This window comes from Selenomonas sp. WCT3 (genome assembly GCA_900100835.1).
Taxonomy (GTDB): domain Bacteria; phylum Bacillota; class Negativicutes; order Selenomonadales; family Selenomonadaceae; genus Selenomonas_A; species Selenomonas_A ruminantium_E.
The window spans coordinates 173,455-194,839 of the sequence record FNCM01000004.1; the positions used below are offsets into that span (position 1 = coordinate 173,455).

24 protein-coding genes are annotated in these 21,385 nt (G+C 48.0%); all 24 read left to right on the top strand.

Features of this window, described 5'->3' with window-relative positions; genetic code table 11:
* Positions 1–14: 14 nt before the first annotated feature.
* The gene (locus tag BLQ36_RS05300; protein ID WP_074514409.1) at positions 15–536 is read left to right on the top strand and encodes a flagellar hook capping FlgD N-terminal domain-containing protein; all 522 of its coding nucleotides are present in this window, start codon (positions 15–17) and stop codon (positions 534–536) included.
* Positions 537–568: 32 nt separating this feature from the next.
* Positions 569–952 (top strand): TIGR02530 family flagellar biosynthesis protein, encoded by a 384-nt coding sequence (locus BLQ36_RS05305; RefSeq protein WP_074514411.1) that lies wholly within the window; start codon positions 569–571, stop codon positions 950–952.
* Between the two features lie 108 nt (positions 953–1,060).
* The gene (locus tag BLQ36_RS05310; protein ID WP_074514412.1) at positions 1,061–2,800 is read left to right on the top strand and encodes a flagellar hook protein FlgE; all 1,740 of its coding nucleotides are present in this window, start codon (positions 1,061–1,063) and stop codon (positions 2,798–2,800) included.
* 188 nt (positions 2,801–2,988) lie between these two features.
* The gene (locus BLQ36_RS05315) at positions 2,989–3,189 is read left to right on the top strand and encodes a flagellar FlbD family protein (protein ID WP_033169874.1); all 201 of its coding nucleotides are present in this window, start codon (positions 2,989–2,991) and stop codon (positions 3,187–3,189) included.
* 62 nt (positions 3,190–3,251) lie between these two features.
* Complete coding sequence (fliL, locus tag BLQ36_RS05320) at positions 3,252–3,758, top strand: flagellar basal body-associated FliL family protein (RefSeq protein ID WP_074514415.1); 507 nt, start codon at positions 3,252–3,254, stop codon at positions 3,756–3,758.
* A 34-nt stretch (positions 3,759–3,792) separates the two neighbouring features.
* Positions 3,793–4,797, top strand: coding sequence for a flagellar motor switch protein FliM (fliM, locus tag BLQ36_RS05325; protein WP_074514417.1), 1,005 nt, complete (start codon positions 3,793–3,795; stop codon positions 4,795–4,797).
* Positions 4,790–6,010, top strand: a complete 1,221-nt coding sequence (fliY, locus tag BLQ36_RS05330) for a flagellar motor switch phosphatase FliY (protein WP_074514418.1) — start codon at positions 4,790–4,792, stop codon at positions 6,008–6,010. The genes fliM and fliY overlap by 8 nt, the downstream gene beginning before the upstream one ends.
* Positions 6,011–6,131: 121 nt before the next feature.
* Positions 6,132–6,494 (top strand): response regulator, encoded by a 363-nt coding sequence (locus tag BLQ36_RS05335; RefSeq protein ID WP_014423701.1) that lies wholly within the window; start codon positions 6,132–6,134, stop codon positions 6,492–6,494.
* Positions 6,494–7,018, top strand: coding sequence for a flagellar biosynthetic protein FliO (gene fliO / locus BLQ36_RS05340; protein ID WP_074514420.1), 525 nt, complete (start codon positions 6,494–6,496; stop codon positions 7,016–7,018). The genes BLQ36_RS05335 and fliO overlap by 1 nt, the downstream gene beginning before the upstream one ends.
* A 107-nt stretch (positions 7,019–7,125) precedes the next feature.
* Positions 7,126–7,827, top strand: a complete 702-nt coding sequence (gene fliP / locus BLQ36_RS05345; RefSeq protein ID WP_051635210.1) for a flagellar type III secretion system pore protein FliP — start codon at positions 7,126–7,128, stop codon at positions 7,825–7,827.
* Between the two features lie 30 nt (positions 7,828–7,857).
* Positions 7,858–8,127, top strand: coding sequence for a flagellar biosynthesis protein FliQ (gene fliQ, locus BLQ36_RS05350; RefSeq protein ID WP_033169880.1), 270 nt, complete (start codon positions 7,858–7,860; stop codon positions 8,125–8,127).
* A gap of 11 nt (positions 8,128–8,138) precedes the next feature.
* Positions 8,139–8,921: a flagellar biosynthetic protein FliR gene (fliR, locus tag BLQ36_RS05355; protein WP_074514422.1), complete on the top strand. Its 783-nt coding sequence runs from the start codon at positions 8,139–8,141 to the stop codon at positions 8,919–8,921.
* Complete coding sequence (gene flhB, locus BLQ36_RS05360; protein WP_074514519.1) at positions 8,884–10,002, top strand: flagellar biosynthesis protein FlhB; 1,119 nt, start codon at positions 8,884–8,886, stop codon at positions 10,000–10,002. Before fliR ends, flhB begins: the two co-directional genes overlap by 38 nt.
* Before the next feature lie 47 nt (positions 10,003–10,049).
* Positions 10,050–12,137 carry a flagellar biosynthesis protein FlhA gene (gene flhA / locus BLQ36_RS05365; protein ID WP_074514424.1) on the top strand — a complete coding sequence of 696 codons (2,088 nt, stop codon included), beginning with the start codon at positions 10,050–10,052 and terminating at the stop codon, positions 12,135–12,137.
* Positions 12,138–13,526: a flagellar biosynthesis protein FlhF gene (gene flhF, locus BLQ36_RS05370; protein WP_074514425.1), complete on the top strand. Its 1,389-nt coding sequence runs from the start codon at positions 12,138–12,140 to the stop codon at positions 13,524–13,526. It abuts the gene before it with no gap.
* A gap of 1 nt (position 13,527) precedes the next feature.
* Entirely contained in the window at positions 13,528–14,433 is a 906-nt protein-coding gene (locus BLQ36_RS05375; RefSeq protein ID WP_074514427.1) for a MinD/ParA family protein, read from the top strand.
* A gap of 18 nt (positions 14,434–14,451) precedes the next feature.
* The gene (locus BLQ36_RS05380; RefSeq protein WP_074514429.1) at positions 14,452–15,144 is read left to right on the top strand and encodes a flagellar brake protein; all 693 of its coding nucleotides are present in this window, start codon (positions 14,452–14,454) and stop codon (positions 15,142–15,144) included.
* A gap of 25 nt (positions 15,145–15,169) precedes the next feature.
* Entirely contained in the window at positions 15,170–16,381 is a 1,212-nt protein-coding gene (locus tag BLQ36_RS05385; RefSeq protein ID WP_074514430.1) for a protein-glutamate methylesterase/protein-glutamine glutaminase, read from the top strand.
* Positions 16,382–16,403: 22 nt separating this feature from the next.
* A complete protein-coding gene (locus BLQ36_RS05390; RefSeq protein ID WP_074514432.1) occupies positions 16,404–18,458 on the top strand; it encodes a chemotaxis protein CheA in 2,055 nt (684 codons plus the stop codon).
* A 15-nt stretch (positions 18,459–18,473) separates the two neighbouring features.
* Positions 18,474–18,941 (top strand): chemotaxis protein CheW, encoded by a 468-nt coding sequence (locus BLQ36_RS05395; RefSeq protein WP_033169888.1) that lies wholly within the window; start codon positions 18,474–18,476, stop codon positions 18,939–18,941.
* 68 nt (positions 18,942–19,009) lie between these two features.
* Complete coding sequence (locus tag BLQ36_RS05400) at positions 19,010–19,624, top strand: chemotaxis protein CheC (protein ID WP_033169889.1); 615 nt, start codon at positions 19,010–19,012, stop codon at positions 19,622–19,624.
* Between the two features lies 1 nt (position 19,625).
* Positions 19,626–20,111, top strand: coding sequence for a chemotaxis protein CheD (locus BLQ36_RS05405; RefSeq protein ID WP_033169890.1), 486 nt, complete (start codon positions 19,626–19,628; stop codon positions 20,109–20,111).
* Positions 20,112–20,142: 31 nt separating this feature from the next.
* Positions 20,143–20,538 (top strand): hypothetical protein, encoded by a 396-nt coding sequence (locus BLQ36_RS05410; RefSeq protein WP_074514433.1) that lies wholly within the window; start codon positions 20,143–20,145, stop codon positions 20,536–20,538.
* A gap of 70 nt (positions 20,539–20,608) precedes the next feature.
* Complete coding sequence (locus BLQ36_RS05415; protein ID WP_074514434.1) at positions 20,609–21,376, top strand: FliA/WhiG family RNA polymerase sigma factor; 768 nt, start codon at positions 20,609–20,611, stop codon at positions 21,374–21,376.
* The last annotated feature ends 9 nt before the right edge of the window (positions 21,377–21,385 follow it).

Consider the following 21,385-nt stretch of genomic DNA (forward strand, 5'->3'; position numbering starts at 1 on the left):
GAAGTGAAATAACTATGTCAAACGTACTCAACACCGTTACTAAGGGTGGCGTAACCATGACGGCTGAGGCCTATGAGGCATCCCAGGCTGCCAATAAAACGGATAATTCCGCCTTGGGAAAAGATGCATTTCTGCAGCTGTTGGTTACCCAGATGAAATATCAGGACCCGCTCGATCCGCAGGATAACGGCGAGTACCTTGCCCAATTGGCGCAGTTCTCGGCATTGGAGCAGATGACCAATGTATCGGATGGACTCAAGAATGTGTCGGATTTGGTTAGCAACATTGACACATCGGTTCTCGTCGGTCAGCTCAGCAGCATGATTGGTAAGGATGTTCAGTGGGCAGTCACTACGACTACTACGGACGCCGATGGCAAAGAGACGAAGACTACCACAAAGCTTGAGGGTAAGGTTTCCGGCGTAAGCATTTCGGATGGTTCGCCGACTGTCATTGCCAAGAGCGGTGACAAGATTTATAAGGTTGCTATCGGGGATATCACCCGCATTGGTGAAGGTATCCAGGATAGCAAATAATTCAAGGCGTTTTGAATGGGAGGAATCGGACAATGGCTGATTCAAGGATATACTTCAACACGCAGCCTATCCTCTCCCTAAATCCAATAACGGCCGGCAAGCAGAAGATTCAGCATGGTAGTGGAAATATCACCTTTGGGGATATTCTCAGTGAGGCCCAAAAGAAGGTGAGTTTTTCCCACCATGCCTGGAATCGGCTGCAGGAACGGAATATCAATCTCAGTGATACAGATTTAGAAAAACTTGATAACACCGTCGACAAACTGGCTCAAAAGGGAGCACGGGAATCGCTCGTCTATATGAAAGATGTGGCACTGGTGGTCAGTGTGACGAACCGGACCGTGATAACAGCCATGGATGGCACGCGTGGAAATGAAAATATAATAACGAATATTGATAGTGCAGCAATTCTTTGAAGTTGGACCTAACGGAGACTTCAGGCAGCCGAATGACAGACGCTGCCTAGGATTGCATTATCAATGAATGACGATGACTTTCAATGTAAGGAAAGGAAGTAATTCATTATGATGCGTTCGCTTTTTTCCGGTGTATCCGGACTTAAATCTCATCAGACCCGTATGGATACCATCGGCAATAATATTGCCAATGTAAATACGACTGGCTTCAAATCCAGTCGTACCACCTTTGCTGATACCCTGTCGCAGACGATGACAGGAGCCTCTTCGCCAAATGGTAATCTTGGTGGTACGAACCCGAAGCAGATTGGACTTGGTACTGGTGTGGCATCTATTGACATGATTTTTACGGATGGTTCGGTACAGTCCACCGGTAAGAATACGGACCTGTGCCTTTCGGGCAATGGCCTCTTTGTGGTAAATAATGGCAACCAGCGTTACTATACGCGTGATGGCGCTTTTGAATTCGATGCAGAAGGCAACTACGTTCTGCCAGGTTCTGGCTTGTTTGTACAGGGCTGGATGGGCGAAAATGGTACCATCAATACTTCCGGTGCAGCTGGCAATATCCAGATTGCTGCCGGCAAGAGCATGGCGGCAGCTGCTTCTAGTATTGCTACGTATGCCAATAACCTTAATGCAGCAGCTTTAACCATTAAATCGATTAGTGGTGGAGAAAACAAAACTACGGGAACGACGGAATATACGACGGCTTCGCAGGGAAGTGTCACGGCAACGGACGAGGGGCCTGTTTCCTTAGAGACGGCAGACGGAAGCAATCCGGTTGATTTGAAGTCGGGTTCGTACATTGTCGGTGGCAATTATAAGAAGAATTATACGACGGCTGCCGATGGCGCAGCTACAGTAGCTGCGGGCAACACGGTCACATTGACATTGAGTGATGGTTCGACCGTGACTCCTTCATCTGGTTCGTTTACAGTTGGTGATTCTTATGGCACGGCAACGCCGGCACCCACCATTACATCGATGAGTCTGGAGACTGCTATCACGAAAATCAGTAAGACGTATGTGAAGGATTCTACCGCATCTTCTGGCAACCCAGTTACCCTTACGATGAGTGATGGCTCGAAGGTTACCGAAACCTCTGGAAAGTATGCGGTAGGCAACAGCCTGCCGGTGACGACGACTCTGACGGCTTATGATACGCTGGGCAATGCACACAGCATTCCGGTTTACTTTACCAAGACGAAAACTGACAGCACCACAGGCAACCAGTGGACCGTATCGGTGGCAACGGATGGTTCGGGTAAAGCTACGATTAAAGAAGAGGATGGCAGTGAAACGGTTATCACCATGCCGGATACGATCCTTCAGTTTACTACAGATGGCAAGTTGGATAGTGGTTCTAGCAGTGTCGACCTGACGCTGCAGAATGGTGCCCAGGCTTCCCAGAGCATTACGCTGGTTATGGATTCCCTTACCCAGTATGCTGGTAACAGCACGATCAATGGCAAGGCTAACGGTAATGCTGCCGGTACGCTTTCCAGTGTTTCGGTTGACAGCTCGGGTATCATCACGGGTACCTATACCAATGGTGTCAAGCAGGCTGAGGCACAGGTAGCTATCGCTCAGTTCACGAATGCTTCGGGCTTGCTCAAAACTGGCAATAGCTTGTATCAGGAGTCCAACAACTCTGGTACGGCTAACATCAAGACGGCTGCTGACTTAGGTGTAACGATTACGCCGTCGGCACTGGAAATGTCCAACGTCGATATCGCCAACGAATTCTCGGATATGATTGTTACCCAGCGCGGGTTCCAGTCCAATTCCAAGATTATCACGGTGGGCGATGAGATGCTTGAGACCATGATTAATATGAAACGCTGATAACGAAGTGATTTAGAAAAAGGCTGATGTATGAAAATACATCGGCCTTTGTTCATTGATTAGTGTTTGCTGAAAAATATTGCAGGATTTTTAGAGAAAGAGAAAAAAATAAAAGGGAAAATAGGAATGAATGACGAATTTTAAGAGAATGAAGATGTATTGCAGAAAGGCAAGGAGATGGATCATTCATGATTAAACTCACAAAATTTAATTCCCGTACAAATAAAAAAGGAGAATTTGTACTGAACGCCGAAATAATAGAGACAATAGAGGAAACGCCTGATACTGTTGTCACTTTGACAAACGGCAAAAAGTTCATCGTTGATGAGCCGATGGATGAAATCGTGCGTAGAGTTATGAAGTATCGCCGTGCCTTGCATCAATTTTGATGTAGACAAATTATAAACTCTTGGTATAATGAGAAAGTAGCTTTTTATGGGAGGAGTATCAGATGGCAGACGAACAGAAGGAAACAGAAGCTGCGCCAGAAGAAAAGAAGAAAAAATCACCGATTATCTTAGTGGTAATTCTGGTTCTGGTTGGTCTTGTGCTGGCAGCAGGTATCTCGTTTGTTATTACTACAAAGATGATGAAGGATACTGCCACGGAGTCAGTCAGTGAGCATCATGACCCGGGGGTTTTCATCAAACTGGGAGATGCAAAAGAGGGAATCATGGTCAACGTAGGTGGCCAGAAAGCAGGTAAGTTCTTAAAGGCAGGTATCGTCCTTGAGATGAACCCTGGCAAGAAGGATAATATTCTTGAAGGAAAGCTCCAGCCGATGGCTGAGACGAAAATCCTTGATACTACGATGCAAATCCTTAGAAGCGCCAAACTCGATGAGTTTGATGCGAATAAACAGGACGAGCTTAAAAAGAAAATCAAAGATGAACTCAATACGAAGCTCGGCGCAGGTTCGGTCTACGATGTATATATCACAAGCTTCCTGCTCCAGTAAGACGAGAAAAGTATAGCAGGAAGGAGGACGAAGGTTGGCAGATGACGTACTATCCCAATCTGAGATAGATAAACTGCTTTCAGCACTGTCAGACGGAACAGTATCCGCAGAAGAAGTCAAAGCAGACGAAGAACAAAAGAAAATAAAGACCTATGATTTCAAGCGGCCGGACAAGTTCTCCAAGGATCAGATTCGAACCTTGTTCATGCTTCACGAGAGTTTTTCCAGATTACTGAATACCTATTTGTCTACGCACCTGCGTACTTTGGTAAATGTTGAGGTAGCGTCGGTCGAACAGCTCACCTATCAGGAGTTCGTTCAATCCCTGGCAAATCCATCGGTTATCAGCATTCTGGCGGTTCCGCCGCTAAAGGGAAATATCATCCTGGAAGTCAATACGGAAATCGCTTTTGCCTTTATCGACCGTGTTTTCGGTGGTGAAGGCAAGACGGGAATAAAGCCTCGCGTCCTGACGGAAATTGAGGAAGTCGTTATGAAACGCTTCATCGACACCGCCATGGGGCATTTAAAGGAGGCCTGGTCCAATGTGGTGGAGTTCCGCCCAAGTTTGGAAGCAACAGAATCTAATCCTCAGTTTACCCAGATCGTGCCGCCAAGCGACATGGTCGTTATCGTCACGATTCAAATGAAGGTTGGCGATGTTGAGGGCATGATGAATATTTGTATTCCGTATCTGGTATTGGAACCGGTCATGTCCAAGTTGACCACAACCTTCTGGGTGGCCTCATCGGTATCCAAAGATGATGACCCGGAACAGGTCAAAATACTGCAGAAAAAGATTGAGCGCACCGAAGTGCCCTTTGTAGTCCAATTGGGCAGTGTCGACATCACAATAAATGAGTTCTTAACACTTGGATTTGGAGATGTCCTGCAAATGGATGCCAAGGTGGATGACAACTTACTCTGCATGGTGGGGCATAAGCCCAAATTCTACTGTCGACCGGGTACTTCCGGCAAGAAAATGGCAGTACAGATTACAAAAATAATTAACGAAGGAGATGAAGATACTGATGAGTGACGATATGATCTCGCAAGAGGAGATTGACGCCCTGCTGAACGGCGGCGCTATACCGGACGCAGGCGATGCAGCCCCCGCGGGAGAGTCGGAGGCAGCAGCTGAACCTGCCGCAGACAGTAGTTCATCTCAGCTCGATGATGTACTCACAGATGTCGAAAAGGATGCGTTAGGGGAAATCGGTAATATATCGATGGGGAGTGCTGCAACAACCCTTTCGGTATTACTGGGGCACAAGGTAAGCATCACGACGCCGACGGTGTCGGTTGCGACCATGAGCATCATTCAGGAGCAGTATCCAATGCCGTACCTCATTGTGGAGGTCGGATATACGATTGGTATAGATGGCAACAATGTTCTGGCCATTCAGGCACAGGATGCGGCTATCATCGCGGACCTCATGATGGGCGGCGATGGTACGAATCCCGATACGGAAATCAATGAAATCGCAATGAGCGCTGTTGGCGAGTCCATGAATCAGATGATGGGCACCGTCGCAACGTCGCTTTCTACGATGTTCAACAAGAAAATCGATATTTCCCCGCCAAAGGTAAATCTCATTGACTTTGGCAGTGAGGATAAGATTACGGAATTAGTAGGCAAAGATGAGCCGGTAGTTCGTACGTCTTTCCGCATGGAAGTCGATGGACTGATTGACAGCGAAATTATGCAAATCCTTCCGGTATCGGTGGCGAAGGAAATGGTTGAGTCGCTGACAAATGGTTCGGCAGAAGAAGAACCAGAGCCAGCTCCAGCACCAGCACCTGCGCCAGCGCCAGCTGCACCGGCTGCGGCTCCGGCACCTGCTCCGGCAGCACCAGCTGCGGCACCACCGCCGATGGCAGCAGCTCCAGCCGCTGGTTATGGCATGGCAATGCAGCCGCATGTGGCAACCAATGTCCCAGTACAGTCGGCACAGTTCACGCCGCTTAATATGCAGCCTGTTCAGGTAAATGACGCTAATATCGGCTTAATCCTGGATGTGCCGCTTTCCGTAACAGTAGAGCTGGGACGCACGAAAAAATCAATCAAAGAGATTCTCGAGCTTACGAACGGTTCAATCGTAGAACTCGAGAAATTGGCTGGCGAGCCAGTGGACATTCAAGTCAACGGTAAATTCCTGGCGAAGGGCGAAGTTGTTGTCATCGACGAGAACTTTGGTGTTCGTATTACCGAGATAGCAAGTCCGGCAGAGCGAGCTGCAAAACTTCAGTAATCTGTTGAGGAGCTGAAGCTAGGCCAAGAGGTGCTCTTGCCTACCAATGGACTTTCTTATATAATTAAGTTAAAGTTGAACCAAGTCGAATGATTTCTTTAAAGATGAGGAGAGATGAAACATGGCAGTACGAGTTTTGGTCGTTGACGATGCGGCATTCATGAGAATGATGGTTAAGGACATTCTCTCGAAGAATGGCTATGAAGTTGTTGGCGAGGCAGAGAATGGGATGAAAGCACTGGAGAAGTATCAGGAGCTTAAACCAGATCTTGTTACCATGGATATTACGATGCCGGAGATGGATGGCATCAGTGCCGTTAAAGAGATTAAAAAAGTTGACCCGAATGCCAAGATCGTTATGTGCAGTGCTATGGGCCAGCAGGCAATGGTTATTGAAGCAATTCAGGCCGGTGCCCGTGACTTTATCGTTAAGCCCTTCCAGGCAGATCGTGTTCTGGAGGCTGTCCGTAAAGCAGTAGGCTAATGGAGAGAAAATATATTCTATTGGCGTGTGTCGTAGGGATACTGGTTACTCTGTTCACGATGGATCCTGCCCTGGCTGCGGAAGAAGTAGCCAAGGGCGGGTATCTGTCTGGATATGAGAATACCGACCCTAAGCCATCGTCGATTTCCTGGTGGTCGACAATTGCTTATTTGGTCAGCCTTTTTGCCATATTTATTTTTGTGGTGGGGCTGGCTTATTTTGCTGCTCGTTTTCTCGGTGGGCATTTTGCCCAGCAGAAAATGGGGTATGGCGGGAAAATTTTATCCCATTTGCCATTGGGGCCGAATCGCTCCGTTTGCATTATGGAGATGGCCGGCCGTGTGTTCATGCTGGGGGTTACGGAACATTCGATAACGCTCTTGACCGAAATTACCGACATGGATGAGATTGACCGCCTTCATCGTGAGGAGCAGAACGGCCTGAAGGTTCCCGAGATGTTTTCCCAGCAATTTGGTGCCCTTTCGGATTTTGTCCAGAAGGTTCCACCGATTTTCCGCAAGTAACGGTATGGTTGATTCTGAATGTATGAAAAGAAACGAGAAGGGGTTGTAGGCGCTTGAAACGTCGGGATGTTCTTATCCTGTTGGGGGGCTTGTTCCTCCTGCTATTTATGACCAATGACGCTTTGGCAGCGCCTTTGATTCCTGCAGTCAATGTGGATGTGGGATCGTCGAATAAACCGCAGGATGTCGCTGTGACGCTGCAGGTTATGGCACTGCTGACGATATTGACACTTGCGCCAGGAATCCTCATTATGACGACCTCCTTTGTGCGAATTGTCGTCGTTATTGGGTTTTTGCGCAATGCACTGTCAACACAGAATGTGCCGCCTAATCAGGTGGTAATTGCTTTGTCATTGTTTTTGACCTTTTATATCATGGCTCCTTATTGGGGGCAGGCAAATGAAAATGGACTCCAACCTTATATGGCTGGGCAGATTACCCAGGAAGAGGCGTTGGACAATGTGGCGGCGCCAATCCGCGAGTTCATGTTTAAGCAGACACGTGAATCGGACTTAGCGCTGTTTGTCAATTTATCCGATGCCGAGCGCCCCGATGGGCCGGAAGATGTTTCAACGTTTACGTTGATTCCGGCTTTTATCATCAGTGAGCTAAAGACGGCATTTCAGATTGGCTTTATGATTTATGTGCCCTTTATCGTCATCGATATGATTGTAGCAAGTACCTTGATGTCTATGGGCATGATGATGCTGCCACCAGTTATGATATCGCTGCCGTTTAAGATTTTGCTGTTTGTCATGGTGGATGGCTGGCATTTATTGATTAAGTCTCTTATTGTCAGCTTTAAGTAGCTGAGGAGATGCATGAGGAGGTTTGTTGCAATGTCGGGAGATCTGGTGGTCCAGCTTGGACAGGAGGCCTTGTTTATCGTTATGCTGGTTTCCGCACCTATGCTTGGACTAGGCTTGATTGTTGGTCTCTTGGTCAGTGTGTTTCAGGCAACGACTTCCATTCAGGAGCAGACGCTGGCCTTTATCCCCAAAATCATTGCTGTTTTTGTGGCTATCTTGATATTTGGCCCGTGGATGCTTCGTATTATGGTGGAATACTTGACGAATGTTTTGGTCAATTTGCCATCCTATATTGGCTGAAGGAGTGAATAATGGATTTCTATGATCTTTTAGAGGGGCATGCAGCGGTTTTTATGCTTCTGATGACCCGGGTCAGCGGGATATTCGTTATTTCTCCGTTCTTTGGCAGCCTGAATATCCCTGTGTATTTTCGTGCCGCAGCATCTTTGGCCTTTGCTATTGTACTGTTTCCGGTAATCGACAATTTTTCGGATATTCATGCACCAGCATCAATATGGGCCTATTCCTTTGCGGTTTTATCCGAGCTGTTTATCGGCTGGCTTATTGGTTTTGTGGCTTATATTTCCTTTGCGGCCATTACGATGGCCGGTAAGGTAATGGATATGCAGGTCGGTTTTGCCATTGTAAATGTAATGGATCCAACTTCCGGTCAGCAGATGCCGCTTATCGGAAGTTTTCTTTATAATTTAACCGTCATTGTGTTCTTGGTGGTAAATGGGCATCATATGCTTATTGATGCCTTGTTTGAGAGTTTTAAGATGGTTCCGCTGCTATCCATGGAACCATCCTTATCCTTGCCGTTGATTATTGCGAATTTCACTACTGGCATATTCCTGACGGGCATGAAGATTGCCATGCCCGTGACCTTTGCGATTTTGCTGACAAATGTCGGGCTGGGTATTTTGGCCCGCACGATGCCGCAGATGAACATTTTTGTCGTCGGTATTCCGATGCAGCTTACTGTTGGTATTCTTATTTTATCGATGGTACTGCCATTTTATGTGTTATTCCTGGATGTGCTGTTCAATGAAATGTATGGAAATATCACAATTGCATTACAGGCATTACAATAGAAGTTCCTTCGTATTTGACCTTCAGCGCTTTGCTGGCGATAAGACTGAGGAACCGACTTCTAAGAAGCGGGCAGACGCGAAGAAAAAGGGCCAAGTCGGTCGAAGTACCGAACTCAATACCGCCTTTGTCCTTTTGGTGGGATTTTTCGTCATCAAGGTATTATGGGAACATATTTACCATGCGATTGCCGCCTATACGACCTATGTGTTTACGCATCCCAATCAGCCGGTAGATACGGAAAATATCGTTCGTATATTCATCGGCATCATTGAGTTGATGGCGCAAACGGCTTTGCCCATTATGTTTGCGATTCTGCTGGTCGGTCTGGCAGTCAATGTCTTCCAGGTCGGGCTGAATTTCAATACGGAATCCATAGGCTTCAAGCCGGATAAACTCAATCCCATCAATGGCTTTGGCCGTATTTTTTCTAAGCGTTCCTTGGTTGAGCTGGTCAAATCCTTGTTCAAGATTGCCATTATCGGTTACTTTTTGGTTCGCTTTTTATCCGAACAGCTGCTGGCTATGCCTCAGTTTATTTACTTTGACTTAGCCACCAGTCTGGGACAGGTGGCCAACATTGTCTTTAAGATGGCGTTTCAGGTTATTGGCGTTATCATTGTTCTTGGTATTTTGGATTACGGTTATCAGAAATGGCAGACAACCCAGGACCTCAAAATGACCAAGCAGGAAGTAAAAGATGAAATGAAGCAGACCGAAGGTGACCCGCAGATTAAGGGTAAGATAAAGCAAAAACAGCGTCAGATGGCCATGAGCCGCATGATGCAAGAGGTTCCCAAGGCAGATGTCATTGTCACCAACCCGACTCACTTCGCGGTAGCTTTACAATATCAGAAAGGCATGATTGCTCCGATTATTGTAGCAAAGGGACAAGACCTGGTGGCGAAGCGCATCAAGGAAATTGCCCGGGATGCTAAGGTACCCATTGTGGAAAATCGCCCGTTGGCTCGTGCCCTCTATGCAGGCGCTGAAGTGGGGGATATGGTTCCTTCGGAGCTTTATCAAGCGGTGGCCGAAGTGCTGGCGTATGTATACCGCTTGAAACACCGCCGCCGGGCGTAAACGGATACCATTTGTTTTTAGTTGATTAGATATAAGGAGAGTCGTTTATGGCTGCACCACAGGCAGCTGCCCCTTCCAATGTTTTTGGACAGGGCAGTTTTATTCAAAAATACAGTGACGTAATGATTGCGGTGGCTATCATTACGATCGTTGTCATGATGATTATTCCGCTGCCGACGCTGCTGCTGGATATGTTGATTTGCTTGAACATCACCATTGCGTTACTACTGGTGATGGCAGTTATTTATAACAAGGAAGCATTGGACTTATCGATATTCCCATCCTTGTTGCTTATTACGACATTATTCCGGTTGGCACTCAACATTTCTTCTACGCGACTTATCCTGTTGGATGGTTATGCCGGTGAGGTTATTACGGCGTTTGGTAATTTCGTCGTCGGTGGTAATCCAGTTGTCGGTTTTATCATGTTCGTCATCCTGGTTGCCATCAACTTTATCGTTATCACGAAGGGTTCTGAGCGTGTCGCAGAGGTATCCGCACGCTTCACCCTCGATGCTATGCCCGGTAAGCAGATGTCTATCGATGCTGACCTCAATCAGGGGGCCATCACCGATGCCGAGGCGAAGATTCGCCGCGAAAAGATTCAGCATGAGGCTGATTTCTTTGGTGCCATGGATGGTGCTTCAAAGTTTGTAAAAGGTGATGCCATTGCGGCAATTCTCATCATGTTCATCAATATCGCTGGTGGTTTTATCATCGGTATGATGCAGCGTAATCTGGATGCTGCCCAGGCATTGCAGACTTATACCCTGCTGACCGTTGGTGAGGGCCTGGTAAGCCAGATTCCAGCCCTGCTCATTTCGACTGCAACGGGCCTTATCGTTACGCGCGCAGGTGCTGAAGGCAACATCGGCAGCGACATGGTGGGGCAGCTGTTTCGCAATGACCGTATCTTTTTCATCTTGACGGGCGTTTTGCTGTTCTTTGCGATTATCCCTGGTTTACCGGGAATCCCGTTTTTGTCCTTGTCGATTGCCTGCCTCTTTATTGGTCGACTCCTGCGGCAGGGAACCGAGGTAAAGGCGGAAACCCAGAAGGAAGAGAAGAAGGTACAGGAAAAGAAGAAGGCGACGACGCCGGAAAATATCGTTTCCCTTTTGCAGGTGGACCCAATGGAATTGGAAATTGGTTACTCGCTGATTCCCTTGGTTGATACCGGGCAGGGCGGTGACTTGCTTGACCGTATCGTTATGATTCGTCGGCAATGTGCTCTGGAACTCGGTCTCGTGGTGCCGACGATTCGCATTCGCGATAACATTCAGATTAAACCGAATGCCTATATCATCAAGCTCAAGGGCATTGAAATTGCCAAGGGTGAGCTGATGCTGGACCATTATTTGGCTATGAACTCCGGCACCGTATTTGAAGAGGTTCCGGGCATCGAGACGACGGAACCAGCCTTTGGCCTGCCAGCACTCTGGATTCCCGAGAATGAACGCGAACAGGCGGAGCTCAATGGTTACACGGTAGTCGATGCCGTATCGGTTTTGGCAACCCATCTGACAGAGGTCATCAAGCAACATGCCGATGAAATCCTGGGACGTCAGGAAACCCAGAACCTTGTGGACAATCTCAAGAAGACCAATCAGGCCCTGGTGGACGAAGTCGTTCCAGACCTCATGAGTGTGGGCGAAATCCAGAAGGTATTGGCCAACTTGCTGCGTGAGCGCATCTCGATTCGCGATATGGCGACCATTCTTGAGGTGTTGTCCGATTATGCCCGGGCAACCAAAGATACGGAAATCCTTACGGAGTATGTTCGACATGCAATGGCGCGTCAGATTACCCAGCAAAATGTACAGAATGGCACGTTGCCTTGCATTACGCTGGATCCGGCTTTGGAAAACCGAATTGCTGGCGGCGTACAGCGCACAGACCATGGCTCCTATGTCAGCCTGGACCCGGATTCGTTGCAGAATCTTGTCAATGCACTCAACAACGAGCTGCCGAAACTTACCAATATGGGCTATCAGCCAATTGTGCTGACCAGTCCGGCAGTTCGTTTGTATTTCCGCAAATTGGTAGAGCGCTCTGTGCCGGGATTGATTGTATTGTCCCAGGCTGAGATTGAACAGAGTGTTGAAATTCAGATCCTTGGGGTGGTGAAGATCTAAGTGCAAATAAAAGTAGTCAAAGCACCAACAATGAAAGAAGCAATGCAACAGGTTAAAGAAGAACTTGGGCCTGATGCCGTCATACTCCATACCAAAAAATATCGGGAAGGCGGTTTCTTGGGATATCATAGCACGGAGGTCGTAGAAGTGACAGCAGCGATTGAAGACCAAGAGGATGCAGCTCTGAAAAAACGGGCAAAACGCAATGTGACAACGAAACAAAAGGCAGTCAATAGTGGAAGCACCTTGGATATTGTTTCTCCGGCAGCTCCGGTTATGCCGTCTTCGGTATTATCGCAATATAAGACGAATGGCACCGAAGTAGGAGTGAAGATGGCAGAATCGCCAATTCCTGCCCCGAACTTTCAGCATATTTCCCCAGTACAGCCGGTGCAGCCTGCTCAGGCTTTTCCCGCATCCGATTACGGTGCGGCCATGGGGGGATCGTCAGTTCATAAGATTGAGCAAAAGGATGAAGTACAAGATATGGCACAGTTTGGAATGGCTTCAACGACATCAAATCCGGAAGATACGGAAAAAATCCAGAAATTGGAAGATGAACTGGCCCAGATGAAGGCAATGCTGGCTCAGGTCATGGGGAAAGAACAGCCGAAGGGAAAGGTTTCCATCCAGGAAGCTCTGCGTCTTCAGGAAGTAGATGAGGACATCGTTAAAAATATGGCGGCGTCGGTTCCTGCTGGCGATACGCTTTTGGATCGATTGGATGCAAAGGCCCCCGATGTGTTGGCTGATTACCTGGGTAAGACCATGAATTTTTCCGAGGGAATTGCGCTGAATAAGCATGGGGTTCGCATTGTTGCCTTGATTGGTGCTACTGGTGTGGGAAAAACCACAACCCTGGCCAAAATTGCAGCGCGGTTTGTCTTAGAGAAAAATATCAAGGCGGCGCTGATTACGGCAGATACCTATCGTATTTCGGCTGTTGACCAGTTAAAGACTTATTCGGATATCATTGGTTTACCCTTGGAGATTGTCTATACCCCCGATGAACTTAAAGTAGCTATCCACAAACATCGGGATAAGGATTTGATTTTGATTGATACAGCTGGCCGGAGCCAGCACAACGATTATCAGATGAAGGAGCTGCAGGATTTCCTGGCAGTGAATTCCCATATCGAACGTCATCTGGTAATGAGTGCAACAACCAAAAATAGCGATGCCGCAGAAATTTTGGATAAATTCTCGGTTTGCAATCCAGACCGCGTTATTTTCACCAAGGCTGATGAAACCAGCAGCGTTGGTTTGATTCTTAATCTGCTGGCGGAAAAAGAGATTGCTTTGTCATTCCTGACAAATGGCCAGAGCGTGCCGGACGACATTGTTCCGGCAACGCCGCGAAAATTGGCTGAACTATTATTGAGGGAATAATATGGGAGATCAGGCTCAGAGTCTTCGCCAATTAGTTGGCGGAAAAACAGAATATAATATATCCCGTAAAAGCGATAATTTGAATCTGCAGTCTGGCAGCCTTTTGGGGGCAAGAGTCATTGCCGTGACCAGTGGTAAGGGCGGCGTTGGCAAGACAAATCTCACTGTGAACATGGCCATAGCTTTAGGCATGGCCGGTCAGCGGGTTTTGGTTCTTGATGCGGATTTGGGGATGGCCAATGTCGATGTCATTTTGGGCAGCCGGTCCAAAAAACATTTGCTGAATCTGCTGGAGGATGGTACCGAGCTTGAAGACGTCTTGATGTATGGACCCTATGGAGTCAATTATATTTCTGGTGGTTCAGGAATCGAGAAGGCGGCGGACTTTACCTATGAGGAACGCCAGCGGCTTATGCAAAAACTTTCCCGCTGTGGCCAATTGGCTGATATAATCTTGATTGATACGGGAGCAGGTCTTGGCAAAAATGTCATGGATTTCATCTTGGCTGCCGATGAGGTATTGCTGGTTACGACGCCGGAACCCACTGCTTTGACGGATGCTTATGCGGTTATGAAGGCCTACAGCATGTATGCTACCCAGCAAAATCTCCGTTTAGTCGTAAATCGTGTTTACGATGAAGCCGAAAGCCGTGAGGTAGTGGCGAAATTGCAGCAGACCTCCGAGCGGTTTTTGAATATGCCGATTGACTGCCTGGGATATATTTTTGAAGATACCGCGGTGATGCGTTCCGTGCGACGGCAGACTCCTTTTTTGGCGGCACAGCCAGGCAGCGTGGCTGCTCGTTGTATCCAGGCAATGGCAAACAGTGTCCTTTACGGAAGCAGAATGAAGGTAAAAAGAGGTTGGAAGGGATTTTTGCGACAAATTTTTGATTTTTCGCGTTAAACATGGAGGAACTTTACTATGGCGGGCGAATTAATAAAAGCAAGGGAAGTCTTAAAGATTGGCCAGCGCGTAGAGTTTTATGTCGAAGACAGTGAGGAACGCTATGCAAGCCGAATTGAAGAACTAACAGAAGATGAGCTTATCGTGGCAATGCCTATGAGTATCAAACGTGTGCCGATTATCCCACGGACTGGTGAGAAGCTCTATGCATTGGCGGTAGGGCGGCAATGCCGTTATCGCTTTTTCACTACCTTCCATAATACAGACCGCATGGATGCGCGGATTCCGGTATGGCATATTTCCTGGCCGGAACAGGTAGAGCGTTATCAAAATCGTGAGTTTGTCCGGGTGAAGGTAAATCTTTTAGTTGGGGTGCGGCTCATTGAGGGGGATGGCACGATTAAGCCGACTGTGACGGCAAAAATTGTCGATCTCAGTGGCAATGGCATTTGTTTTGCGCTGGACCACCCAGTGGTGCCAGGAACGAAGGCCGCTTTATCGCTAGAGGGCATTCCTGGCGTGGGACCGGTTGAACAAATGAGTTTGGTAGCTCGGTGCACGCCGATTTCCCGTGAGGACGGTACAACGGTCTATCATATCGGGGCATCTTTCCAACATCTTTCTCGTGAAGTGAGCAATAAGCTCGTTCACTATTTATTTGATGTTCAGCGGAAAAAAATCGCTAAGGGCATCAAAATGGATGACGAATGATGAACCACTAAATGGGGTGATCAGAATGATTCGTGTCTTAATTGCTGATGATTCAGCATTCATGCGCCAAGTCTTAGCCGATTTATTTCGGAAACAGCCGGATTTTGAGGTGCTGGGAACGGCAATGAACGGCAAGGAGGCAGTCAGCAAGGTAAAGCAGCTAAAACCGGATTTATTGACCTTGGATGTCAATATGCCGGTAATGGATGGGCTGGAGGCGTTGTCAATCATTATGGAAGAGTGCCCCATCCCAGTGGTTATGCTCAGCAGCCTGACGCAAAAGGGAACGGACGCGACCGTCCGGGCTTTGGGTTCAGGAGCTGTTGACTTTATCAGCAAAGCTGGAGGTTCGATTTCGCGAATCGACAGCATTGAGCAGGAAATCCTGCAAAAATGCCGTGCGGCTGCCAAGGCGCGCGTGCAGAAAACAGCTTTAGTTACCAAAAAGACAGATGGGGCAGCTGGGCATCCAGGTACCCCGGTAATGAAGCGGGTGGAGATGCCAAAGCGCCAAGGGCTGAAACTGGGAGGGACACCTTCTGCCGAGCCAGTAGCGCAGAAACCCGTTTTTGGCAGCAAGAGAAACAATCCCCTCTTGCAAGGCCGAAGCAGTGTACCAGCTTCTATTGGGAAACCTACTCCCATGGTGGTGGGAAACCTTGGGCGCTGCAATAAGCTGGTAGTGATTGGGACATCTACTGGTGGCCCGCAGGCACTACAAAATGTAATCACGCGGCTGCCGGGAAATCTTCCCTGTGGGGTCGTGATTGTCCAGCATATGCCAGCTGGATTTACCAAGGCATTGGCTGACCGGTTGGATTCAATTGCTCAGATTTCGGTTAAGGAAGCTGAGGATGGAGAGGAAATCCGGGCAGGTCATGTATATATTGCGCCGGGAGATTTTCATTTGCGGGTCAAGGACGATGGCGGGATACGTAGAATCAAGTTGAGTCAGGAAGCGCGTGTGGGAAATCATCGCCCAGCGGTAAATGTAATGTACGATTCGGTAGCACCGTTAGGCCGCAAGCTCATAGCGGTCATTATGACAGGTATGGGCTCGGATGGTTGTGAGGGCATGAAGAAAATCAAGGCTTCAGGAGGCTACAGTATCGCGCAGGACGAACCAACCTGTGTGGTCTATGGTATGCCCAAGGCGGTGGTTGACGCTGGACTGGCTGATGAGGTCCGCCCATTGCAGGATATTGCCGGGGCAATCGTCGAGGCTGTAAAGAGATAGAAAGGATATAGGGGGAATACAAATGGAAACAAATCAGTATATGGAAATGTTTTTGGATGAATCACATGAACATTTACAGTCTTTGAATGAAGGCTTGCTGAGTTTGGAAGAAAATTCAGAGGATGTATCAGTTGTCAATGATATTTTCCGTAATGCACATACGCTAAAAGGTATGTCGGCAACTATGGGATACAATAAAATTGCCGAACTTACCCATGAAATGGAAGATGTTCTTGATCTGATTCGCAAAGAGCAGTTAAAGCTGGATGAGGACATCATTGATACATTGTTTAAATGTTTGGATTCCCTGGAACAGATGATTAACAGCGTTGCGGATGGTGAATCGGAGGATGTTGTCGATGTTTCCGATTTGGTGGCAAAACTCAGTGCTATCTCCAAAGGAGAGCCAGCACCGGCAGCTGCATCAGCAGCACCGGCTGCCGCTGAAAAAACGGCAGCAGCGCCGAGTGCGGGAATTGAGCTAACCGACGTAGACCGCGACGTGCTGCGTCAGGCTAAGGAAGGTGGCTTGCTGGGGATTCATGTACAGGTTACCCTGTCGGAAACCTGCCTGTTGAAATCAGCACGCTCCTATATGGTTATGAATGCTCTCGATGAGCTCGGTGATGTAATCAAATCCGATCCGCCGGCAGAAGCTTTGGAACAGGAAAAATTTGATCATTCCTTTGATGTATTGGTGGTAACGGCTTCTGACACCAAGGCAGTTGAGGAAGCTTTGAGCAGCATTTCGGAAATTGACAAGCTGGTTGTTGAGCTCATTGATCCGGATGCACCAGCTGCAGCAAAACCAGCAGCTGAGGAGAAGAAGGCAGCTCCGGCGCCGGCTCCAGCAGCTGCACCAGCTGCTGCAAAAACGGCAGCAGCCAAGAAAGCACCGGCAAAACCGGCGGCACCGAAAAAAGCGCATCAGAGTCAGTCCGTTCGCGTTGATATCGACAAACTCGATACGCTGATGAACCTCATGGGTGAGCTGGTTATCAATAAAGTACGTCTGGAGCAGATTGGTCAGACTCATCGCTTGGCAGAACTTACGGAAACCTTGGAGCAGATGGACCGCGTAACCACGGACTTGCAGAACATCGTCATGAAGGTCCGCATGGTCCCGGTTAGTGCAGTCTTTAACCGTTTCCCGCGTATGGTACGCGATGTATCGAAGGAACTCAACAAAGAAATCAATCTTACCATCGAAGGTGAGGAGACAGAGCTTGACCGTACGGTTATCGACGAAATCGGCGATCCGATCATGCATTTGCTGCGCAACTCTCTTGACCATGGTGTTGAGCATCCGGATGAGCGTGAAGCCAAAGGCAAACCGCGTACTGGTGAGGTCGGACTCATTGCTCGTCATGAAGGTAACAACGTGGTTATCATGGTTACCGACGATGGTGCAGGTATTCCGGCTGAGAAGATTCGTAAAAAAGCAGTTGAGAAGGGCATGATTACCCAGGAAGAGGCTGACAAGCTTGATGATGCAGATGCAGTTCGCCTGATTTTCCTGCCAGGTTTCTCAACGGCAGAGCAAATTACGGATATTTCCGGCCGTGGCGTAGGGATGGACGTTGTTCGCAGCAAGATTGAATCCCTTTCGGGACATGTCGATGTTGAGACGAAGGTCGATGAAGGTTCGGTATTCAAGATTAAACTGCCGCTGACGCTGGCTATCATCCAGGCTATGCTGGTTAAAGTACAGGAAGAGATGTATGCAATTCCTCTTGGCTCGATTGATAGTACGATTAACATTCAGCCAGAGGATATTAAGACGGTAAGGAATAAGGAAGTTATCGTCCTGCGCGGGGAAATCATCCCAATTATCCGCATGGAAGAGACGTTGCAGGTACCGCACGTCAAGGATTCGGATGAAATTTTTGTCGTAGTTGTCCATGCCGGCGAGGCTAAAGCAGGTATTGTGGTTGACAATCTGATTGGACAGCAAGAAATCGTTATCAAGACGCTTGGCAACCTGTTTGCAGGTCTCAAGATGTTCTCCGGTGCGACGGTTCTCGGCGATGGCCGTGTGGCTTTGATCCTGGATGTCGCTACGATGATGCAGCAGTAAGAGGAGGTAGCTGAGATGGCAAATGAAGAGAATATGAATGAGATGGATGAAGGCAGACAGGTAGTAGCCTTCAAACTTCGCGATGAGGAGTATGGTGTAAGCATCCTGAATGTCCAGGAAATTCGTAACCTCACGGATATTACGCGCGTTCCCTTTTCCGCTGACTTCATCAAAGGTGTTATCAATCTCCGCGGCTCCGTGCTGCCGGTTATTGATTTGAAGAAACGCCTTGGCTTAGCGGAGACTCCCTATACGGATGATACGCGTATTGTAACCGTGAATATCGATGACCTTCATGTGGGAATGCTGGTAGATGCCGTAACGGAAGTTCTGACCATTGACAGTAAGCCGGTAGATACGAAAAAGGCAATCAATGACAAGAGCGGTTCTCGTTTCCTAAGTGGGATTGGCAATGTTGATGGCCGTCTGATTATCATGCTGAATCTAGAAGAGATTATTGGCAACGTTGGTGACGGCAAATAATTTGAGTATATCAGGGTAATAGGGCGTGCCTAGGCACGTCCCATTCCTGTAAAAAGAGGGGTCCAACTATGACAGATGAATTGAATCTTTCCGCGAACCAGCTTGACGCTCTGCGGGAAATCGGCAATGTTGGTGCCGGCAACTCAGCCACGGCTCTGTCGCAGGTAATCAATCGCCGGATTGACATGAATGTGCCGAAAGTGGCGTTGGTTCCGTTGGAAGCTGTACCAGATCTGGTTGGTGGACCGGATGCTGTAGTTGTTGGTATCTTTTTGCGTGTATACGGTAAAGCACCAAGCAACATCTTATTCCTGCTTCCACAGAAAAGTGCTTTCTATCTGGTTGACACGCTCATGGGCAAACCGCATGGCTCAACCACAAGTCTCGATTTTATGGATGAGTCTGCGCTCATGGAAATCGGCAACATTTTATCCGGTGCCTATCTGAATGCATTTTTCACGTTCACCAAGATTACCATGCTGCCGTCTATTCCCGCCTTGGCAATGGATATGGCAGGGGCAATCCTGAATGTTGTATTGGCTCAGTTGGGGCAGATGGGTGACCAGGCTCTGGTTATCGAGACGGAATTCCTTTCCGAGGACGATGGGATTAATGGTCAGTTCTTCCTGGTTCCGGATCCGGGTTCCCTGAATACGATTATTGACGCGGTGGGAGTTGAGTAAAATGGCAGATCTTATCCGAGTCGGCATGGCTGATTACAAAGTAGGCCAGGCGCCGTCCACAATCATCAGCTATGGTCTCGGCTCCTGTATCGGCATTTCTCTGTATGATCCACAGGCTAAAGTAGGGGGGCTTCTGCATATCATGCTGCCGGACAGCACACAAGCGCGTCCAACGGATAATCCGGCAAAGTTTGCAGACACGGGACTTCCGCTGATGCTCAAGGATGTATTGGCATTAGGAGCATCCCGTTCCCGTTTGGTAGCGAAAATTGCTGGTGGAGCGCAGATGTTTGCTTTTGCGAATGCTACGGATATCATGAGAGTTGGTGCACGCAATGCCGAAGCCGCCAAGAAAATCCTCAAGGATCTCAATATCCGGTTGATTGCTGAGGATACAGGAGGTACTTATGGACGCACGGTTTCCATCAATATGGAAGACGGTGTCTATAAGGTCAAGACCATTGATAAAGGTGAAAAAGAAATTTAATCATGTTTATGCAATTAGTAGGTGAAGCAGCTTGTTCAAATTAGGTATGTCGTTAGTTTTTGCATTTATTTCCGCTATGGTTATTGCTTTGGCGGGATTAGTCAGTGACGTACGCCTGATGACGGTGCTGCTACGCAGTCTGGTAGGCTTTCTGGTTGCTGGTGCCGTCGTCTGGTTGGTGGCTTTTGTTTTAGAAGCTAAAGAACTGGTAGGCTTTGATAAAAATCTGGAGCTCATGGAAAATCCGGAAGGAGAAGAACCAAAGAGTCCGGAGGAATACGAAGCTGAGGATGAAGCGGCGGCAGCAGAGGCAGCAGAGGCAGAAGCCCCGTCGGCGGAAATGCAAACAAGTGATGAAGATAATGCGGATTTTCAGCCGCTGACATCAAATAACCTCAAACATATGGAGGCGCCATCGGATAATTGATGGCGCAGCTCCTGTTCTCAATCAATAAACATCGAATCGGAATTACTTAGGATGGGAGGAGGTCGTTCCAATGGATTCTAGGGGACAGAACCAAGATGAAAATTTGGCCGATATTACTTCCCTTTGGCATAGTTATTTGGACAATAAATCAATCGAGCTTCGCAACCAGTTGGCAGAGCATTATCTTCCACTGGTAAAGATGGTGGCAGGGCGTCTGGCAATCAGTCTTCCGTCCCATGTGGATCGGGACGATTTGCTATCAAGTGGATTTTTTGGTTTGCTTGATGCAATCGACCGTTATGACATGGAGCGGAAAAACAAGTTTGAGACCTACGCTGGTGTTCGAATCCGGGGCGCGATGCTCGATTATTTGCGGTCCAAGGATTGGCTGCCGGTGGCGATACGGCAAAAAATCCGTCGCTATGAGCAGACGGTTTATGAACTTGAGAATCGTCTGGGACGTCCGGCAAATGATGAGGAGTTAGCGGAAGAACTAGGGGTTAGTGCAAAAGAATTGCAAAGCCTGGAGAGTCAAATCAGTGTAGCCACTGTGATTCCACTAGATGATTATCTGCGGACAGATACTCCTGCATCAAGTGAGGCAGGTCCGACAGAACGGCTGGAAAAGGCCGAACTTAGGGATACTTTGGCAGCGGCGATAGACCGGCTGCCGGAAAAAGAAAAAAAGGTTGTAGCACTTTACTACTACGAAGAAATGACTTTGAAAGAAATCAGTTTGATCCTTCAATTATCAGAGGCCAGAATATCGCAGCTGCACACAAAAGCAGTTTTTCGTTTACGCGGTTACTTGGCTCGCATGAAGGCAAGCTTGGTATAGCGATTTTCA

What these genes read in the sequence shown, in the direction of transcription:
- BLQ36_RS05300 (WP_074514409.1), top strand. Translation starts at nt 15, where the DNA reads ATGTCAAACGTACTCAACACCGTTACTAAGGGTGGCGTAACCATGACG.
- BLQ36_RS05305 (WP_074514411.1), top strand. Translation starts at nt 569, where the DNA reads ATGGCTGATTCAAGGATATACTTCAACACGCAGCCTATCCTCTCCCTA.
- BLQ36_RS05310 (WP_074514412.1), top strand. Translation starts at nt 1,061, where the DNA reads ATGATGCGTTCGCTTTTTTCCGGTGTATCCGGACTTAAATCTCATCAG.
- BLQ36_RS05315 (WP_033169874.1), top strand. Translation starts at nt 2,989, where the DNA reads ATGATTAAACTCACAAAATTTAATTCCCGTACAAATAAAAAAGGAGAA.
- fliL (WP_074514415.1), top strand. Translation starts at nt 3,252, where the DNA reads ATGGCAGACGAACAGAAGGAAACAGAAGCTGCGCCAGAAGAAAAGAAG.
- fliY (WP_074514418.1), top strand. Translation starts at nt 4,790, where the DNA reads ATGAGTGACGATATGATCTCGCAAGAGGAGATTGACGCCCTGCTGAAC.
- BLQ36_RS05335 (WP_014423701.1), top strand. Translation starts at nt 6,132, where the DNA reads ATGGCAGTACGAGTTTTGGTCGTTGACGATGCGGCATTCATGAGAATG.
- fliO (WP_074514420.1), top strand. Translation starts at nt 6,494, where the DNA reads ATGGAGAGAAAATATATTCTATTGGCGTGTGTCGTAGGGATACTGGTT.
- fliP (WP_051635210.1), top strand. Translation starts at nt 7,126, where the DNA reads ATGACCAATGACGCTTTGGCAGCGCCTTTGATTCCTGCAGTCAATGTG.
- fliQ (WP_033169880.1), top strand. Translation starts at nt 7,858, where the DNA reads ATGTCGGGAGATCTGGTGGTCCAGCTTGGACAGGAGGCCTTGTTTATC.
- fliR (WP_074514422.1), top strand. Translation starts at nt 8,139, where the DNA reads ATGGATTTCTATGATCTTTTAGAGGGGCATGCAGCGGTTTTTATGCTT.
- flhB (WP_074514519.1), top strand. Translation starts at nt 8,884, where the DNA reads ATGGAAATATCACAATTGCATTACAGGCATTACAATAGAAGTTCCTTC.
- flhA (WP_074514424.1), top strand. Translation starts at nt 10,050, where the DNA reads ATGGCTGCACCACAGGCAGCTGCCCCTTCCAATGTTTTTGGACAGGGC.
- BLQ36_RS05375 (WP_074514427.1), top strand. Translation starts at nt 13,528, where the DNA reads ATGGGAGATCAGGCTCAGAGTCTTCGCCAATTAGTTGGCGGAAAAACA.
- BLQ36_RS05380 (WP_074514429.1), top strand. Translation starts at nt 14,452, where the DNA reads ATGGCGGGCGAATTAATAAAAGCAAGGGAAGTCTTAAAGATTGGCCAG.
- BLQ36_RS05385 (WP_074514430.1), top strand. Translation starts at nt 15,170, where the DNA reads ATGATTCGTGTCTTAATTGCTGATGATTCAGCATTCATGCGCCAAGTC.
- BLQ36_RS05390 (WP_074514432.1), top strand. Translation starts at nt 16,404, where the DNA reads ATGGAAACAAATCAGTATATGGAAATGTTTTTGGATGAATCACATGAA.
- BLQ36_RS05395 (WP_033169888.1), top strand. Translation starts at nt 18,474, where the DNA reads ATGGCAAATGAAGAGAATATGAATGAGATGGATGAAGGCAGACAGGTA.
- BLQ36_RS05400 (WP_033169889.1), top strand. Translation starts at nt 19,010, where the DNA reads ATGACAGATGAATTGAATCTTTCCGCGAACCAGCTTGACGCTCTGCGG.
- BLQ36_RS05405 (WP_033169890.1), top strand. Translation starts at nt 19,626, where the DNA reads ATGGCAGATCTTATCCGAGTCGGCATGGCTGATTACAAAGTAGGCCAG.
- BLQ36_RS05415 (WP_074514434.1), top strand. Translation starts at nt 20,609, where the DNA reads ATGGATTCTAGGGGACAGAACCAAGATGAAAATTTGGCCGATATTACT.